This is a genomic window from Rhizobium pisi (assembly GCF_003938655.1).
Lineage (GTDB): Bacteria > Pseudomonadota > Alphaproteobacteria > Rhizobiales > Rhizobiaceae > Rhizobium > Rhizobium pisi.
Genome location: NZ_RJJT01000019.1, coordinates 66,100 through 82,690 on the forward strand (window position 1 = coordinate 66,100; position 16,591 = coordinate 82,690).

Annotated in this window: 18 protein-coding genes and 1 pseudogene; 10 read left to right on the forward strand and 9 right to left on the reverse strand. The window is 61.5% G+C overall.

Annotated features, from left to right (window positions below):
• Positions 1-116 precede the first annotated feature (116 nt).
• Positions 117-1,907, forward strand: a complete 1,791-nt coding sequence (locus EFD55_RS24140; protein WP_125848150.1) for a chloride channel protein — start codon at positions 117-119, stop codon at positions 1,905-1,907.
• 45 nt (positions 1,908-1,952) lie between these two features.
• On the opposite strand, the gene EFD55_RS24145 is transcribed toward EFD55_RS24140, so the two are convergent.
• The 3 genes from EFD55_RS24145 to EFD55_RS24155 form a co-directional block, all read right to left on the reverse strand.
• On the reverse strand, positions 1,953-3,041 hold the full coding sequence (locus EFD55_RS24145; RefSeq protein ID WP_125848276.1) for an adenylate/guanylate cyclase domain-containing protein: 1,089 nt from the start codon (positions 3,039-3,041) through the stop codon (positions 1,953-1,955).
• Positions 3,042-3,299: 258 nt separating this feature from the next.
• Positions 3,300-4,070: an SDR family oxidoreductase gene (locus tag EFD55_RS24150; RefSeq protein ID WP_125848278.1), complete on the reverse strand. Its 771-nt coding sequence runs from the start codon at positions 4,068-4,070 to the stop codon at positions 3,300-3,302.
• Between the two features lie 381 nt (positions 4,071-4,451).
• On the reverse strand, positions 4,452-5,906 hold the full coding sequence (locus tag EFD55_RS24155; protein WP_125848152.1) for a cobyric acid synthase: 1,455 nt from the start codon (positions 5,904-5,906) through the stop codon (positions 4,452-4,454).
• Positions 5,907-6,487: 581 nt separating this feature from the next.
• Between EFD55_RS24155 and EFD55_RS24160 the strand changes: the two genes are divergently transcribed.
• Both EFD55_RS24160 and EFD55_RS24165 read left to right on the forward strand, forming a co-directional pair.
• On the forward strand, positions 6,488-7,492 hold the full coding sequence (locus EFD55_RS24160) for a glycine betaine ABC transporter substrate-binding protein (protein ID WP_183736837.1): 1,005 nt from the start codon (positions 6,488-6,490) through the stop codon (positions 7,490-7,492).
• Positions 7,493-7,526: 34 nt separating this feature from the next.
• Complete coding sequence (locus tag EFD55_RS24165; RefSeq protein WP_125848156.1) at positions 7,527-7,877, forward strand: hypothetical protein; 351 nt, start codon at positions 7,527-7,529, stop codon at positions 7,875-7,877.
• Positions 7,878-7,972: 95 nt separating this feature from the next.
• Here EFD55_RS24165 and EFD55_RS24170 read toward each other — a convergent pair whose 3' ends face one another.
• Both EFD55_RS24170 and EFD55_RS24175 read right to left on the reverse strand, forming a co-directional pair.
• Entirely contained in the window at positions 7,973-8,095 is a 123-nt protein-coding gene (locus EFD55_RS24170) for an entericidin domain-containing protein (protein ID WP_125848158.1), read from the reverse strand.
• 99 nt (positions 8,096-8,194) lie between these two features.
• Positions 8,195-9,136, reverse strand: coding sequence for a LysR family transcriptional regulator (locus EFD55_RS24175; protein ID WP_183736835.1), 942 nt, complete (start codon positions 9,134-9,136; stop codon positions 8,195-8,197).
• 72 nt (positions 9,137-9,208) lie between these two features.
• Between EFD55_RS24175 and EFD55_RS33280 the strand changes: the two genes are divergently transcribed.
• A complete protein-coding gene (locus EFD55_RS33280) occupies positions 9,209-9,352 on the forward strand; it encodes a hypothetical protein (RefSeq protein WP_164737591.1) in 144 nt (47 codons plus the stop codon).
• A 102-nt stretch (positions 9,353-9,454) separates the two neighbouring features.
• Here EFD55_RS33280 and EFD55_RS24180 read toward each other — a convergent pair whose 3' ends face one another.
• A complete protein-coding gene (locus tag EFD55_RS24180; RefSeq protein WP_125848162.1) occupies positions 9,455-10,063 on the reverse strand; it encodes a LysE/ArgO family amino acid transporter in 609 nt (202 codons plus the stop codon).
• A 101-nt stretch (positions 10,064-10,164) separates the two neighbouring features.
• Here EFD55_RS24180 and EFD55_RS24185 point away from each other — a divergent pair, with 101 nt between their 5' ends.
• Positions 10,165-11,058 (forward strand): LysR family transcriptional regulator ArgP, encoded by an 894-nt coding sequence (locus EFD55_RS24185; protein WP_125848164.1) that lies wholly within the window; start codon positions 10,165-10,167, stop codon positions 11,056-11,058.
• A 72-nt stretch (positions 11,059-11,130) separates the two neighbouring features.
• Here EFD55_RS24185 and greA read toward each other — a convergent pair whose 3' ends face one another.
• Positions 11,131-11,613 (reverse strand): transcription elongation factor GreA, encoded by a 483-nt coding sequence (gene greA / locus EFD55_RS24190; RefSeq protein WP_125848166.1) that lies wholly within the window; start codon positions 11,611-11,613, stop codon positions 11,131-11,133.
• A gap of 260 nt (positions 11,614-11,873) precedes the next feature.
• Here greA and EFD55_RS24195 point away from each other — a divergent pair, with 260 nt between their 5' ends.
• Positions 11,874-12,593 (forward strand): MgtC/SapB family protein, encoded by a 720-nt coding sequence (locus tag EFD55_RS24195; RefSeq protein WP_125848168.1) that lies wholly within the window; start codon positions 11,874-11,876, stop codon positions 12,591-12,593.
• A gap of 25 nt (positions 12,594-12,618) precedes the next feature.
• Here the strand turns inward: EFD55_RS24195 and EFD55_RS24200 are convergent, their stop codons facing one another.
• Both EFD55_RS24200 and EFD55_RS24205 read right to left on the reverse strand, forming a co-directional pair.
• The gene (locus EFD55_RS24200) at positions 12,619-12,804 is read right to left on the reverse strand and encodes a DUF3008 family protein (RefSeq protein ID WP_028756545.1); all 186 of its coding nucleotides are present in this window, start codon (positions 12,802-12,804) and stop codon (positions 12,619-12,621) included.
• A 116-nt stretch (positions 12,805-12,920) separates the two neighbouring features.
• Entirely contained in the window at positions 12,921-13,154 is a 234-nt protein-coding gene (locus tag EFD55_RS24205; RefSeq protein ID WP_125848170.1) for a DUF2171 domain-containing protein, read from the reverse strand.
• 356 nt (positions 13,155-13,510) lie between these two features.
• Here EFD55_RS24205 and EFD55_RS24210 point away from each other — a divergent pair.
• The 4 genes and pseudogenes from EFD55_RS24210 to EFD55_RS24225 all read left to right on the forward strand — a co-directional run bounded on the left by EFD55_RS24210 (position 13,511) and on the right by EFD55_RS24225 (position 16,577).
• Positions 13,511-13,983, forward strand: a pseudogene (locus EFD55_RS24210) (cupin domain-containing protein).
• A 177-nt stretch (positions 13,984-14,160) separates the two neighbouring features.
• On the forward strand, positions 14,161-14,721 hold the full coding sequence (locus EFD55_RS24215; RefSeq protein WP_245438534.1) for an NUDIX hydrolase: 561 nt from the start codon (positions 14,161-14,163) through the stop codon (positions 14,719-14,721).
• 342 nt (positions 14,722-15,063) lie between these two features.
• The gene (locus tag EFD55_RS24220; RefSeq protein WP_125848172.1) at positions 15,064-15,264 is read left to right on the forward strand and encodes a hypothetical protein; all 201 of its coding nucleotides are present in this window, start codon (positions 15,064-15,066) and stop codon (positions 15,262-15,264) included.
• A gap of 293 nt (positions 15,265-15,557) precedes the next feature.
• On the forward strand, positions 15,558-16,577 hold the full coding sequence (locus EFD55_RS24225) for a GlxA family transcriptional regulator (protein WP_125848173.1): 1,020 nt from the start codon (positions 15,558-15,560) through the stop codon (positions 16,575-16,577).
• Positions 16,578-16,591 lie beyond the last annotated feature (14 nt).

Genomic DNA, 16,591 nt, shown 5'->3' on the forward strand with positions numbered 1-16,591 from the left:
TCAGAGACTTACGTCACAAATATTTATCCCGCGCGCCGGTTTTTCGCCGCAATTGCGTCGCATGCGGACTGCACCTTCGCCCTTGACCGGGCCTCTCCCAGCCTAGTTGTCTAGCCATGCTTATGAAATTGGATCGGCGCCGTTTCCGCGCGCTGCGTGTTTTCTTCGATCCGGGACGGCTGCGCGTGCTGACCCGCCGCAGCGAGGTCGGCCTTTCCATGGCGGGCGCCGTCGTCGGCATCGCCTCGGGGCTTGCCGTCACCGGCATGAGTTTCGTCTCAAGCGAATTGCACCAGATGATCTTCGGCATTTCAGACAGCGAAAGGCTGAGCGCGTCAGTGATCGACGACAAGCTGCTGCTGCTCATCGCCCCCGTGATGGACGGCGTCCTGCTCGGGCTTCTGCTCTTCGTGATGGCGAAACGGCGCAAGAAGCCGATGGTCGACCCGATCGAAGCCAATGCGCTGCATGGCGGCCGCCTGTCCCTGACCGACAGCATCATCGTCGCTATGCAGAACCTGATCTCCAACGGCTTCGGCGCCTCCGTCGGCCTGGAAGCTGGCTATACCCAGCTTGCCGCCGGGATCGCCTCTAAATTCGGCCTGAAGCTGCAGCTGCGTCGCTCCGACCTGCGCATCCTCGTCGGCTGCGGGGCTGCGGGCGCCATCGCCGCCGCCTTCAACGCGCCGCTCACGGGCGCCTTCTACGCCTTCGAGCTGATCATCGGGACCTATACGATCGTGTCGCTGACCCCGGTCGTCGTCTCCGCCCTCGTTTCCACGCTCATCGCAAGGCTGCTCGCCGAGGGCGACTTCACCATCGATATCGGCAGCTTCGGCGCGGTCGTGCCGGCGGATTATATACCGGCGCTGCTGCTCGGCGCGGTCTCGGCCGGCGTCGGCATCCTCCTCATGCAGGGCGTCGCCTTCATCGAGGAGCTGGCGCGCAAGAGTTCGATCGCCCCGCCCTTTCGCCCGGCGCTCGGCGGCATCATCGTCGGGCTGCTCGCGATGATCTCGCCGCAGGTGCTCTCGGCCGGCCATGGCGCCCTGCATCTCAATCTGTCGCGAGACGTGGCGATCCCGGTGCTGATCGGCCTCTTCCTGTTGAAATCGCTTGCCTCGGCAATCTCGATCGGCTCCGGCTTCAGGGGCGGCTTGTTCTTCGCCTCGCTGTTCATGGGCGCCCTGCTCGGCAAGCTCTTCGCCTATTGCGGGCCCTATTTCGCCGATGCGACTCTGACGCCTGTCATCTATGCCGTGGTCGGCATGAGCTCGCTTGCCGTCGCCGTCATCGGCGGGCCGCTGACGATGACCTTCCTGGCGCTCGAAATCACCGGCGATTTCCCGATCACCGCGCTCGTGCTCGCTGCCGTCATCACCTCCTCGCTCGTCGTGCGCTCGACCTTCGGCTATTCCTTCGCCACGTGGCGCTTTCACCTGCGCGGCGAAAGCATCCGCAGCGCCCACGATGTCGGCTGGATCCGCAACCTGACGGTGGACAAGCTGATGCGCGCCGACGTGAAAACGGCCAAAGCGGGTATCTCTCTGGAGGAGTTCAAAAAGGCCTTCCCAATCGGCTCGACCCAGCGCGTCATCCTCGTCGAGGAGAGCGACAAATATGCCGGCCTCGTGCTTGTGCCGGAGATCTACGCCAATCCGACCGACGCCCAGGACGAAGGCAAGGTGCTTGCCGATTTCATCCGCTACCGCAACGATTTCCTGCAGCCGCAGATGAACGCCAGGCAGGCGGCGGCGATCTTCGACAAGTCCGAAAGCGAAGCGCTCGCCGTCGTCAACAACCTGATCGAGCGCAAGGTGATCGGCCAGCTCAGCGAAAGCTATACGCTGCGCCGCTACAGCGAAGAACTCGACCGCCGCCGCCGCGAGGTATCAGGCGAGATCTGAACCGCAGCGGCCTCCGGCGGCGTGCCTCTTCTTGGAGAACTTGAACTATTCAGCAGCGTCGGCGAGCCTAAAAACCTCGGCCCTCTTCGAAACGCCGCGCAGCTCGAACGATCCGAGATATTGGCACGGCACCGCACAGGTCGTCGCGAAGCTCTCCGACATCAGAAGCGGCTGTTCGAGCGTGCCGCAAAGCTTTTCAAGCCGCGAGGCCTCGTTGACGGCCCTGCCGATCACCGTGAAATCGAGCCTGCCGCGAGCGCCGACATTCCCATAGAAAACCTCGCCGAGATGCAGGACGACGTCGACGCCGATATTGGGGCCGCCATTGCCCGTCCGCTCGCGATTGAGCTCTTCGGTTGCCTTCAGCAGGTTCTTCGCCGAAGCCAACGCCGCCATGCAGGCCTTTTGCGGGTCGTCCGCGTCGGTCGGAAAGATCGCAAGCACGCTGTCGCCCATGAACTTCAGGATCTCGCCGGAATTTTCCTCGACGTGCCGGTCGATCAGCTCGAAATGTTCGTTCAGAAACTCGACGATCTCGCCGGGCTGATAGACCTCGGTCAGGGCGGTGAAATTTCGGAGATCGGCAAGTAGGATCGCAGCGTTGATGGAACCGCCCGTCCCCCTCTGGGTCTCCCCGGCCAGGATGCGCGCGCTGGTCCTGGCGCCGGTGTAAACAGCAAGGATTTCGGTGGCGGTTTTCGATACCGCCACGCGGTAAGCCGCCAGTCCCAGCGCCGGGACAAGCGCTTTGACGATCGCCAGCTGATCATCGGAAAATCCGCCCGGCGCGTCGCTGGTCAGGGAGAAACCGAGCCCACGCAACGCGAGCTCGTTCGGAAATTCGCAAAGACTGACAAGGTGGTCCGTGCCGCCGGCCAGCGCAAATTCCGCAAGCTGCGGATAGTCTAGCCCCTCACCCTTAGCCAATATCCAGCGCCCTGTTCTCTCGCCGCGGCTCAACAGGTAAAATATCGGTGTTTTCTCGAAGTTGCGCTCTTCCACGCTGCCGTGCGCCGCATTTTCGAGAACGGTCGCACCACCGCGCACGAAATTGGCCGAGATGCCGCGATACATGGGATGAAGGGATGGCATGGTGATGCTGGCCCGCCAGATTGGAATGCCGTCGGCAATCAGCCTGTCGCAGAGGCCGGCGACGAGGTCACCAATATGCTCGCTGGTGAGCCCCTGCTCTATAAGCCACTGAATATGATTGTTAATTTTAGAACCTCCACATGACCGACGCAATTTATGGTCGGAAATCGGGCAAATGGACGGCGATAACCAACCGGGGCATTGCCAAATCAACCAATAGTCGAGTCAGGCAGATGTTTCTAGCCATCGATCATGGCCACGACAACCGCAGCGCAGGCACGACGCCTGCGGCATCTTCTCTCACATCCTGACGGTCATTCCACCGTCGACGGTCAGCACGTGGCCGTTGACAAAAGAGGCGGCGGGGCTTGCGAGAAACAGCGCCGCGCCGGCAATCTCGTCAGGCCGTCCCCAGCGCTGAACCGGAATGCGCTGGCGCACAAAAGGCATCAACTCCTCATTTGCAGCCATCGCCGCGTTCGTCTCGGTGGCGAACCAGCCCGGCGCAATCGCGTTGCTGGTGATGCCATGCGGGCCGAATTCGACCGCCATGCCGCGCATCAGGCCGGTCAGGCCCTGCTTGGCTGCCGGATAGACGCAGTCGCCGGGCATTGCGACATGGCCGCTGATCGAGGTCACCGCGATCAGGCGCCCATGATGGCGCCGTTTCATCAGCACGGCCGCATCCCGCGAAAGCGTCATCGCCGCGGCCAGATCGGTGCGCAGCAGTTCTATGATGGCATCATCGTCGAATTCGGCCAGCGGCCGCCTGTCGCGGACGCCGACATTGTTGATCAGGATATCGAGACGGCCATGGTTCTTGTCGATATCGGCCATCACAGCACGCTGGGCCTCGCGGTCGGCGATGTCGAACGCGGCGGCCCCGGCCGTCCCGCCCGCAGCCCGGATGGTCCTGACCGCGTCGTCCAGTGTCGCCGCCGTGCGTCCGGTAACGACGACATGCGCGCCGGCCTCGGCCAGGGCGCGTGCCATCTCAAAACCCAGACCACGGCCGCCGCCGGTGATGAGCGCCACCTGACCCGCCAGTGAAAATCGATCCAGCACACCCATCGTTTTCATCGCCCTCCGCTAAGTCGGTCGCCGCAATTAATGGACTCAGTCAACTAATTTGGCAAGAGCGGACGGAGACGCGGTCCTGTGGAACGATGGAGGCCCGGCTTGGCTCCCTCTTCTCCCCTCGGGGAGAAGGTGCTCGTAGGGCGGATGAGGGGGCGGCACGGCACACCATTCATTGCCCTTCGCTCGCGCTCAGCGCATTCGCGGCTCTGCCGCTCACCCCTCCATCTGCCTGCCGGCATCTTCTCCCCGCTGGGGAGAAGGGATATGTGGCGGCGCCTTGCCCCTCTCTTGACCGGAGCAAGAAATATCCGACGAAGCTGATGGTGCTCCGTCATCGAGTCAGCCGCAAAGACAGCCCAGAACACACCCAACCTAGCCGATCAGCTCACCAAGCCAGTGCGAATCGAGATATCTCTCCAGATCGCTCGCGATCTCATCGAGCGCCCGGTCGACGCTCTCGCGGTAATTCCTCTGCTCGCCCGATAGGCCGAAGCTTTGAAGCAGCCGGGCGCGATAGGCGTCGCTGCCGAAGAGGCCGTGCAGATAGGTACCCATGATTCGGCCGTCAGCCGACATCGCCCCGTCGGGCGCGCCGTCGATGATTGCCGAAGGCCTGTGGCAATCCGGGCCGCGGGTGATGCCGAGATGGATCTGGTAGCCGGCAAGCGGTACGTCGTATTCGGTCGAGCGGGCTTGGCTGTTGCGCACGGTCTTCTCCGGCGCCATCTCGGTCTCGACGTCGAGAAGCGAAAGCCCCGGCGTCTCAAGCGTCCCGCCCTCGATGCCGAGCGGATCGCGTACTGTTCGACCGAGCATCTGATAGCCGCCGCAGATGCCGATGACCCGGCCGCCCCGCCCGATATGTGCCTGGAGATCCCGGTCCCAGCCTTGGGCCCTGAAGTCGGCGAGATCCGATATCGTCGATTTCGAGCCGGGAAGGACGACGAGGCCCGCGTCAGCGGGCAATCGTTCGCCTGATCGCACGAAGACCAGTTCGACATCCGGCTCGGCCCTCAGCGGATCAAGATCGTCGAAATTGGCGATGCGCGCCAGCACCGGCACGGCGACCTTCAGCGCGCCGGCCCCGCCCTTCGCCAGCCGTTCGAGCACCACCGAATCTTCCGCCGGCAGGCGCGCAGCCGCGGATAGCCACGGCACGACGCCGAAACACGGCCAGCCGGTGAAGCCTTCGATGGCGCGGATGCCATCGTCAAACAGCGAGACGTCGCCGCGGAATTTGTTGATGAGATAGCCCGAAATCATCGCCCGGTCGCCCTCGTCGAGGATCGCATGCGTGCCGACGAGCGAAGCGATGACGCCGCCTCGGTCGATATCGCCGACCAGCACGACGGGCACACCGGCCCGCGTCGCAAAGCCCATATTGGCGATATCGCCAGATCTCAGATTGATCTCGGCCGGCGATCCCGCGCCCTCGACGATAACGAGATCGGCGCCCGTGGCCACGTTTTCGAAGCTCTCGAGCACCGCGCCAAGCAGTTGCGGCTTCAGCCGCTGATAGTCCCGCCCCTTCGCCTGGCCGAATACCCTGCCCTGCACGACGATCTGGCTGCCGTTTTCCGATTGCGGCTTCAACAGCACCGGGTTCATGTGCACCGAGGACGGCGCGCGGGCGGCCAGCGACTGTAGCCATTGCGCCCGGCCGATCTCGCCGCCGTCATCGGCGACCGCCGCATTGTTCGACATGTTCTGCGGCTTGAACGGACGAACGATGAGCCCGCGATTGGCCGCCAGCCGGCAGAGGCCGGCGACCAGCACCGTCTTGCCGACATCCGAGCCGGTTCCCTGCAGCATGATCGCTCTTGCCATTGGCAGCCCGTATCCGTCCTTCGTTCAGGCGAGGCCTACAATGGGCTGTGATCCCGGGTCAAGGCTTGCCTCAGCCCCCGGCTGAAAACGCGAAAACCGCGCATGGCCATGGCTCTGCGCGGTTTGCCGAAAACTCAGGCGTCTTCACCCTCTACACGGCGAAGCTCGCTTTCTCCGGTACGCACTACCTGAACCAGAGAAGCAACGGTCGTTCCCGCTGCGACCCCACTGATAACGGCACATTCTTACCGGAGAGTTATTGAAGCCTTACGCAAATATTAATTTTGACTTTTTTTGCCGTTCCCGGCAAATTTTCTGCCGAAGGCCCGCTGTCGATCGCGAGGAACGTGCATTCTCACCCGCCGCCGCATTGGCCGACGTGGCGTCATAAATTATTCGAATTCAATAATTTAGATACTAAACCGTGAGCAGAAGACAGTTGATTTCTGCAAACGAACGCGTAGGCTCCTGAGAAAATGCGCCATGCTTGAACATGGCTTGTGACGGACTGCCGGCACCGCAGGGAATAACGGATTTCAAGACCCGGCTGCACGTCCGATCCAAGAAGAAAAATTCGGGGAATGACGATGAAGACGATTCTGATTTCGGCCGTCTTTGCCGCGGCTTTTTTGACTGTCGCCGCGCCGGCCGAAGCCGCCGACTGCGGCGAGGTTTCGATCGCCGAGATGAAATGGGCCTCGGCCGGCATTGCGGCGAACTTCGACAAGATCATCCTGGAAAAGGGCTATGGCTGCTCCGTCACCATCGTCGATGGCGACACGCTTCCGACCTTTGCCTCGATGAACGAGAAAGGCATCCCCGACATCGCCTCGGAATACTGGATCAATTCCGTCAGGGCCCTGCTCGATCAGGCCGTCAAAACCGGCCGGCTGGAAGAGGGCGCCGAGATCCTGGCCGATGGTGCCATCGAGGGCTGGTGGATCCCGAAATTCATCGCCGACGCCAATCCCGACATTCGCTCCGTCGAGGATGCGCTGAGACATCCAGAGCTCTTCCCCGCCGAAGACGACCCGTCGAAGGGCGCCGTCTACAATTGCCCACCCGACTGGAGCTGCCGGATTTCCACCGCCAACCTGTTCAACGCGCTCGGGGGCGAAAGAAACGGCTTCGAACTGGTCGACACCGGCAGCGCGAAAGGGCTCGACGCGTCGATCGCCCGCGCCTTCGACAACAAGGTCGGCTGGCTCGGCTATTACTGGGCGCCGACCGCCATCCTCGGCAAATACGACATGACCCGGCTGAGCTTCGGCGTTAGCCACGACAAGGCCGAATGGGATCGCTGCACCGCGGTTGTCGGCTGCATCAGGCCGGCCGTCAACTCCTACCCGGTCTCGCGCGCCTTCACGCTGATGACAAGGTCTTTCGCCAGCCGCGCCGGCCCCGTCACCGCCTATCTCAGGACCCGCAAATGGGACAACGAGACCATCAACCAGGTGCTCGCCTGGCAGGACGAAAACCGCGAAAGCAATGCGGATGCCGCGGTCTATTTCCTGCGCAACTATGAGAGCCTGTGGACGAAATGGGTGCCGGCCGATGTAGCCGAGAAGGTGAAGGCGAGCTTATAACGAGAGGACACGATCAACGACCGGACGATTCGAGATGACTGGCAATACTCCCTTTCCCGACCGCGACACCGTCGCGGAAAAGCTTGCCGCGCTGTCCGACGCCGACAAATCGTTTCTGACGCTGCTCATGGAGAACGCCGCCCAGGACGACAATCTGCTCGACGGCCTGCGCCGCCATCTCGACCTTGCTGCGGAATCGCGTTTCCTGAACTCGCTGAAACTTGAAAATCTCGGACTGTGGCTCGGGACCGAGGCGCCGGACCGGCTGCAGATCCGGCTGATGGAAACCGCCCGCTCCGGCCAGCATCCCGCATACCAAGCCTTCCGGACCGGCCTCAGCCGATCCGGCGGCCTCGAAAGGGCATATCCCCCGGTCGTCCGCTAGGACGATCCGGCCCGGCCACTCGTTAGAGTGGTCCGGCCCCAGCCAAGAATGATCCGGCAACGATCCAGCGCGGTCCCGCCGAACCTGCCACCGGATCACTTCCTAGCAGCGTGGCCCACCGAGCGGCCGGCATCCTGGGTAGCGTTGACGGCGTTCGCCGTATCCTTTCCCACGCCGCGGATCGTGAAGGCTGCGGCAATTTTGGCCGTTGTCGTCATTTCGAATATCCTTGTTTGAAATCAACCCCGAACGGCAGTTCATGCCGTCCGCGTCCATAACGCGCAAGGGAATAAAAGGTTCACGCCTGAAAGGTGTCCTCAGGCGGCGACAGCCTTCGCTCTCTCGGCAAAGGCGCCACGAATGCTGTCGGCCACCGTCTCGATCGGCCCCGACATCTGCGAGGCGGTCAAAAGGCGGATATCGAAGGCGCCGAGCTCCGGCAGCCCTTCCTGCGGGCCGAGGATCGCCATGTCCTCGTTGACATAGGAGAGCGGCAGCGGCGCGATGGCAAGATCGGAGAGCACGGCGGCGCGCTGCGCCATCGTGTGGCCGCTGAGATAGGCGACGCGATAAGGCCGCTTGTTGCGTTCGAGTTGGGAGAGCGCCTCCTGGCGCCAGATGCAGCCATCCTCCCAGATCGAGATCGGCAAGGGGTCGCGGCGATGCGCCGAACCGCACTTAGCACCGGCCCAGACCAGCCGCTCGCGGAACACCACCTCGCCGCCCGTCGGGAACGGCCGCGTCGCACAGTTGATCAGAGCCAGGTCGAGCCGCTGCTCCTCCATGCGCTTCTTCAGCCCCATGCTCATGTCGATCGTCACATCGACCATGATGCCGGGATAGCTCTCGGCAAAACTCTTCAGGATCCTCGGCAGCAGCCGCTCGCCGATATCCTCCGGCGCGCCGAGCCGGACGACACCGGTCAGCTCAGGCATGATGAAGCGCGACACCGCCTCGTTGGACAGCGCCAGAATGTTGCGGGCATAGGAGAGCAGCATCTCGCCATGGCGCGTCAGCGTCACGGAGCGGGCATCACGCAAAAACAGCGTCGCGCCGAGTTGCTCCTCGAGCTTCTTGATTTGCATGGAAACCGCCGACGGCGTGCGGAAGACCGCTTCGGCGGCGGTGGAAAAATTGCCTGTCTCGGCGATGGCGACGAAGGTGCGCAGCACATCGTTGTCAAGCAAAGGAATGGGACGGCGAAATGGTAAGCTCATCGTCGCATCTTTCAATTTTTCTGATTTATAACCGCATATCATTTTGTTTGATTGAATGTCAATCGGCCGCCATATTTTCAGTGTCGGACGCTGAAGCAGCAAAGGAGGCCAGACATGTTACAAGCAAACATCTGGAATATCATACAAGCACTTTCCGCATTCAAGTCACGCCGGCGCAGATATGCCAATTACGAAGAAGCTCTGCGCCAGATAAAGCGCTTTCCGCCGCATCTGTTGGCCGATGTCAGCGCGGCATAGCGTTGATGTCCAGAGGCTCTGGCTCTCAGGCGAAAGATCGTCGGCCGCGCATGGGCGCGGCAGATTGGAAATACCTTCATCGACGCGAGAATACTTCTCCTCTCACATCCCGCCCAGCAGCTTGAACGCGATGATCCACATGGTGAAGGCCACCAGCGTCTCCAGCATGCGCCAGGACGAAGGCCTCGAGAAGATCGGCCGCAGCCGCGTTGCGCCATACCCAAGGGCAAAGAAGAACAGGAAGGATCCGGTCATTGCCCCTGCCGCAAAGGAGGCCTGCTGTCCGGGATAGCGCGTCGAAATCGTGCCGAGCAATACGACCGTATCGAGATAGACATGCGGATTGAGCCAGGTGAGCGCGAGGCACGTCGCAAGCGTCTGCCGAAAGCTCGTCGTCTTGGCTTCCGAAGCCGCCAGGGTGGCGGACGACCGCAAGGCGGAATAGAGGCTCTTGGCTCCGTACCAGGCCAGAAACGCCGCTCCTCCATAACGCATAACAGGATCGAGCCAGGGCAGCAGCCTGGCGATCTGCTGGAGGCTGGTCACGCCGAGCAGGATCAGTGCGGCATCGGAGAGCGCACAGGCCAGGCAGACCATGAAGACGTGCTCGTTGCGCAGGCCTTGGCGAAGGATGAAAGCATTCTGCGCGCCGATCGCGACAATCAGGCTGAGGCCCATCATCAGGCCCGTGACATAGATCGAAAAACTCATCTCTTCGGCAAACGCTCCTCAATTCCCTGAGAGGTGCGGTATCGCGACGGCATGAATTAGTCTAATTAATCCAGCTTATCTCAATTAAGCGAACCTAATCCATGCTTGATTATTCCGCCCTTCGCGCCGTCGCAGCCATCGTCCAGACGGGCAGCTTCGAAAGAGCCGCGGCTATCCTGGCCGTAACCCCTTCCGCCGTTTCGCAGCGCGTGAAGCAGCTCGAAGAGCGTCTTGGCGTCGTCCTCATCGTCAGAGGCACGCCTTGCACGGCAACGGAAAAGGGAGAATGGCTCTGCCGTCATATGGAGAATGTCGGCATGCTCGAAGCCGAACTCTTCGGGCAGCTGCCGGCCCTCATCGATCCCGACGAGCCGCGCCAGAGGGTGACGCTCCAGATCGCAACCAACGCCGACAGCCTCGGGACATGGTTCGTGGAGGCCATGTCGAATTTCGCCAAGAGCTCCTCCTATCTCCTGAACGTCGCGGTCGACGACCAGGATCATACCGCCGAATGGCTACAGCGCGGGCGGGTGATCGCGGCCGTCACCAGCCTGGAAAAGCCGATCCGGGGATGCCGGCGCTTCGCGCTCGGGGTCCTGCGCTACCACGCCACGGCAGCCCCCGAATTCGTCGCACGCCACTTTCCGCAGGGCGTGACGCCAGAGGCGATCCGCAACGCCCCGGCCTTGACCTTCAATCAGAAGGACAGGCTGCAGAGCGACTGGATACGCAGGACGTTCGGACGCGATCTCGATTATCCCACCCACTGGCTGCCGTCGCCGCAAAGCTTCGTCGAGGCGAGCCTTTCGGGCATGTGCTGGGGAATGAACCCGATCCAACTGACCCGCGAGCATCTCGCATCCGGACGGCTGGTCGAATTGGTGCCCGACACGCCGCTCGACGTGCCCCTCTACTGGCAGATAAACCGCCTCGCCGCCGACCGCCTGGCGGACCTGACGCGCGAAGTCGTCACGGTGGCCAAGCGTCGCCTCTGATGCATCACGCAAAAACGCAGATGACCAGACGGCTTCTACCTCTTTTCGGCAAGCCGTGCCGGCTATTGCGTCCTACGCGATAGCGATGATCTCCAGCTCCTGGCCGCCTGTCTCCACCACGTCGCCGACAGCCTTGCCCATCAGCAATCGCGCCACCGGGGAAACGTAGGAAATCGATCCGGCCTTGGGATCGGCTTCGTCCTCCCCGACGATCCGATAGGTCTGCACGCGGCCGTCGTCGCGGCGGAAGGTCACCGTGTTGCCGAAGGCGACGGCATCGGCCGACGCAGGCTCCGGCATGAGCTGGGCGGTGCGCAGCCTTGCCGCGAAGTAGCGCAGGTCGCGCAAGGGGGTGGCCGTCTGCCGGCGCCGTTCGTTCACGTCTTCGATGATATTCGCTACGTCATAGGCCTCGCGCGCCTCGCGGAACTGCAGCTCCAGGGCCTTCAGCCCTGCCTCCGTGACGAGGTTCGGATGCGGCGAAACCGGCCGGTCGGGCAGCAGGGTTTCCGAAGCGGTTTCGAAACTCTCTTCCTTGGTGAAGGCAACAGCCAATCTTCAACTCCATGTCAGACGCTACACGCTTATTCCAGGCGGGCGATTGCCCAAGTTTGGAATCCTACATACACCGGGTGCGGACGAACCGCCAATCTTGCCACATCGGGAGCAGTTTTGACGGGGGTACGGCCCGCGGCTTCCGGCTCCGGGAACGTCCTCGCCCACATGGCGTTTATATCCTCCAGATGCACCGTAGCGCAGGAGGATGGAATGCCCGGCCAGCAGCGAAAGAGCGGCAGCGCGGTCGGGGGCGAAACATGTCTTCGTTCCTGACGGATGTCATGCCGCTGGAGCCGAGCTGGTGGGCTATCGCCGCGCGGATCGCACTGACCGTCGTCGCCGGCGGCCTGATCGGCCTCGACCGCGAACGCGGCGGCCACTCCGCGGGTTTCAGGACCACCATCCTGGTGGCGCTGGCCGCCTGTCTGGCGATGATCCAGGCAAACCTCCTTCTGTCGGTCTACGGAAAGACGCCCGGCTTCTTCTCGCAGATGGACGTGCTGCGCTTCCCGCTCGGCGTGCTGACCGGCGTCGGCTTCATCGGCGGCGGCGCGATCCTGAGGCGCGGCGACATGATGACAGGCGTCACGACGGCGGCGACCCTGTGGTTCATGACGATCGTCGGCCTCTGCTTCGGCGGCGGACAGATCGTGATCGGGACGGTGGCAACCGTGGTTGCCTTCATCGTCCTGTCGCCGATGAAGCGCCTGGATACATGGCTGCGCTGCGAACGGAAGGCGACGCTCGTCGTCTACGGCTCGCGCTCCGACATTCCCGACCTGTCGAACGTGCTGGCACCTCTTCAATGCAGCGCAGTATTCGTCGCGTGGGGACCGACCGAAGATGACCGCATCGGGGCCACGTACGAATTGCGCTGGCTGGCAAAAGATCCAGACGCATCCGCCCGCGCGATCCTCGCCGCTGTTTCCGAGGCGCAAGAGATCGCCCATTTCGCGATGCATTCAACGACCGGCTGAGCGCGGCGGCGTGATCGCACCCGCACTATTTCGAGACGTGCTCGGGCTTGCCCTTTCTCTTGGTCGATGCGAATTCCTCGAGCTGCTTTTCGCTCATGGATTCGACCATCTGCTTCGAAGCGCCCTTGAGCTCACTCTTGGGCGTCTCGCCGCGCTTGGCCGAGAGCGCAGCTCCTGCGGCCTTCTGCTGAGCTTTGGACTTGGCTGGCATATCGTTTCTCCTTCTGACCGGAACGAGGATGCTTTCACCTCTCCCGCTTCCTGATCACCCTGCCCTGGACACCGTACGGCGAGGCGGCTGCGGCCAACGCCGCAGCCGACCGCTCGTCAGTTGATGGTGGCCCACTGGCTGCGGACATCCCTGGCGTTCTTCGACAGGTGAACGTGAGCGTCGACGTGATCGACCCAGTCGAGCGGGATCAGGTGATGCTTGCCGTCCTCCGAGTCGGTCTTCGTCAGCTGGATGCGGGTGGGTCCGTCGAGATGATCGACCGTCCCGACACGTGCGCCGTCGGCAGCCCGCACTTCCATATGTTCGCGGATCTGATCTGCGGAAATCATGGTTTCCTCCTTTGCGTCACTCGCAGTTACCAAGCCGCAACGATGAGGAGCGAAGTTGGTTCCAAGACGTCTCGTCATGCGTAGCTGGAAGCGGCGACGCCATACCCGCCGTCGAGATTTGCGGCTCATGGCAAGCTCGATGCGGCAGGCTGCCTTCCCCCCCGTTCACGGGAGATGGCGGACAGCAGCGGCCGCGACATAGACGATGCGGGTGGCCGCATGGTTCGCCAACCATTTAAGGTATTGCCATGACTGCAGCGGGCAATAGAAGGAATTTCCCTCAGCAGATTCTGCAACTGAAGGTATTGCCGAGAGAGATATACTACGTAGATTGCCGTTGACGAGGAGGCATCCCCATGTCGACTTTCCGGAATGCAGTTGTTTCTTTGCCAGGCAGAGAGCGCATAGCAAAAACGCCTTTTGGTGCAAAGATCGTGATCGACGCCACGGCCGCCGAGACCGGAGGCGCATTCGGCATGTTGGAAACCTTCACCCCGCCGGGTCAGGGACCGGCCCCACACACTCACACGCGCGAAACCGAAGTCTTTCGCGTAATCCATGGGCTCTATCGTTTTCAATGTGGCGACGAGGAGTTCGATGCGCCGCCAGGAACCGTGGTCGTTTTGCCGCCGCAAGTGCGACACAGCTGGCGAAACATAAGTGACCAATCCGGCCAAATGTTCGGCACGGTTAGCCCAGGGGGATGCGAGCAATTGTTATCGACATTGAAGCTTCTTGTGCCGACACGCCCGAGAAAATTGCAGTGATTGAAGCGCGGCTTGGGATCATCAATGATCTGACGCTGGCTCTTGGTTTGCATAAAGTATGAAGAACCCGACCGCCTCTTTGGCAGTGTTACCGACGGTGAGGAGCAAGCCAACGTCAGTAGTACGGTAGAAGCGGGCGAGCGTGACGCTCGAAGATTTCCGCCGACGCATGAACGCGGATTCTCTCGCCTTAATTTTGCGGAGAGACCTTTCTAAAATCAGACGCTGGCGGAGGATTGATGGTGGAAAATCAATGGCTATCTCGTGCGAAACGTTTGCAGGCTATCGCCTCGACCGGGCTCCACTTTTGCAAGGACGAGTTTGATCGCGAGCGATACCAAGAAGTCGCTGACATCGCGCAAGCCATGCTAGCGGACCTCGCCAATGTGCCGATTATCCGCATCAAAGGCCTCGTATCTGATTTTGCGAAGGGCTACGCAACGCCAAAGGTCGATGTCCGTGGTGCCTTGATCGAAGACGGCAAGATTTTGCTGGTGCAGGAGAAGAGCGATGGACTTTGGACGTTGCCGGGAGGTTTTGCGGATATAGGACGATCAGCCTCTGAAAACGTGATCAAGGAAACTCGCGAAGAAGCGGGTCTGACGGTATCCGCCACCCATCTTTACAGTATCTCCGACACAAGGCAAAGCAACCATACGATCCGGATGCGAGGGACTTTTACAAACTGTTTTTCCTTTGCGAACGCCGAGGTGAGACGGCTCCGCAGGCGGGCCTGGAAACGAGTGAAGTTGGTTTCTTTCCGCCTGATAAGCTCCCGGCCCTGTCGCGCGGACGCGTAGTTGAAAGCGACATCCACGCTGCATTTAACTTCAGCTACGGCCGTCAACAATTCGCTACTTTTGACTAGCGCTTCACGACTGTTCTGCGTCGATCCATAAAGTCGCAAACCTTCGAGATTGCGGCGCGGTATTTTGGATCTAAAATCGCGAATGGTTTTGGTTCTACACTGCAAAGCTGTCACCGGCGGCCGGCCGGCGCATCGCGATCATTCAATCCTATTGATGTTATCCATAAACTCTATTCGTTTGAATGATGAATTCTCTGAGCCCATATTAGGAACATGGACATGGACGAACTGCTTCAACGGCAACCGTGTCCGGACCCAAGAAAGGAACCGGAAAATGACCACGCTCACCTATCGGGGTAGTGGCAAGACCCTTACCTCCAGCGAAAGCCGCTTCGATCTGGCACATTATGCCCGCAAGCTCGTGCTCGCCTGGAACCGCTGGCGGACCGCCCGCGAAATCGAAGCCATGCCCTTCGATATTCGCAAGGACATCGGTTGGCCGAGCACGGACGACACCAAACACCGGACCATGTGATGAATGCGACATTCCTCCCAAGATAGGGCGGCGCCTGCCTCGTGCAACGCCGCCTTTTTCGTCTCCGGAATGTCCAATTCCCCACCGTTTTCGACCATGAATTTCACTCGCCCGTAGACCTGTTCTCCACCCTGCCCCCGGCCTGATGACGGCTTGACCAGTCAAATCGCGGTCAATGTCGCATATTTGCTCTTCCCGGCCGCATTTATCCATGCCAGTGTCGCTTTCAGGACATCCGCGCGACGCATTCCGCGCGACGAATATGTCATCGTTCCTCGAGCATGGATTTCGCTATGAACAGGATGCAGATCAAGAAGCGTTCACTGGTCTTCTTTATGGTACCGCAATTCACCATGCTGCCCTTTTCGGCCGCCGTGGATACCTTGCGCATTGCCAACCGCATGCTCGGCTACCAGGCCTATACTTGGCGGCTCGCCTCCGTCGACGGGGACAAGGTCTATTCTTCCTGCGGCATCGGCATCGAGGCGAATTCCTCGCTCGCCGAGGAGCGCCGCCATCTCGGTGGTGAAAACCGGCCGGGCATGGTGCTCGTCTGTTCCGGCATCGATATCGAAGAGTTCAACAACAAGTCGGTCAATGCCTGGCTGCGCGAATGCTACAATCGCGGCGTCGCCGTCGGCAGCCTCTGTACGGGCGCGCATGTGCTGGCGCAAGCAGGTCTCCTGAACGGCAAGCGCTGCGCCATCCACTGGGAGAACCTGCCGGGCTTTTCTGAAGCCTTTCCGCAGGCCGAGGTCTATGCCGACCTCTACGAGATCGACGGCAATCTCTACACCTGCGCCGGCGGCACCGCTTCGCTCGACATGATGCTGAACCTCATCGGCGAGGATTTCGGCGAAAGCCTCGTCAACCGCATCTGCGAACAGCACCTGACCGATCGCGTGCGCAATCCGCATGATCGCCAGCGCCTGCCGCTGCGCGCCCGCCTTGGCGTGCAGAACGCCAAGGTGCTGTCGATCATCGAGCTGATGGAAGGCAATCTCGCCGAGCCGCTGTCGCTGATCGAAATCGCCGACGGCGCCGGCCTCTCCCGCCGCCAGATCGAGCGGCTGTTCCGACAGGAAATGGGCCGCTCGCCGGCGCGCTACTATCTCGAAATCCGCCTCGACCGCGCCCGCCACCTGCTGGTGCAGTCCTCCATGCCCGTCGTCGAAGTCGCCGTCGCCTGCGGCTTCGTCTCGGCCTCGCACTTCTCCAAGTGTTATCGCGAACTCTACCACCGCTCGCCACAGCAGGAGCGCGCCGAGCGCAAGATGACCATGGCGACCGCAAGGCAGCCGGTTGCGGCTTGAGACCAAAGAAGCAG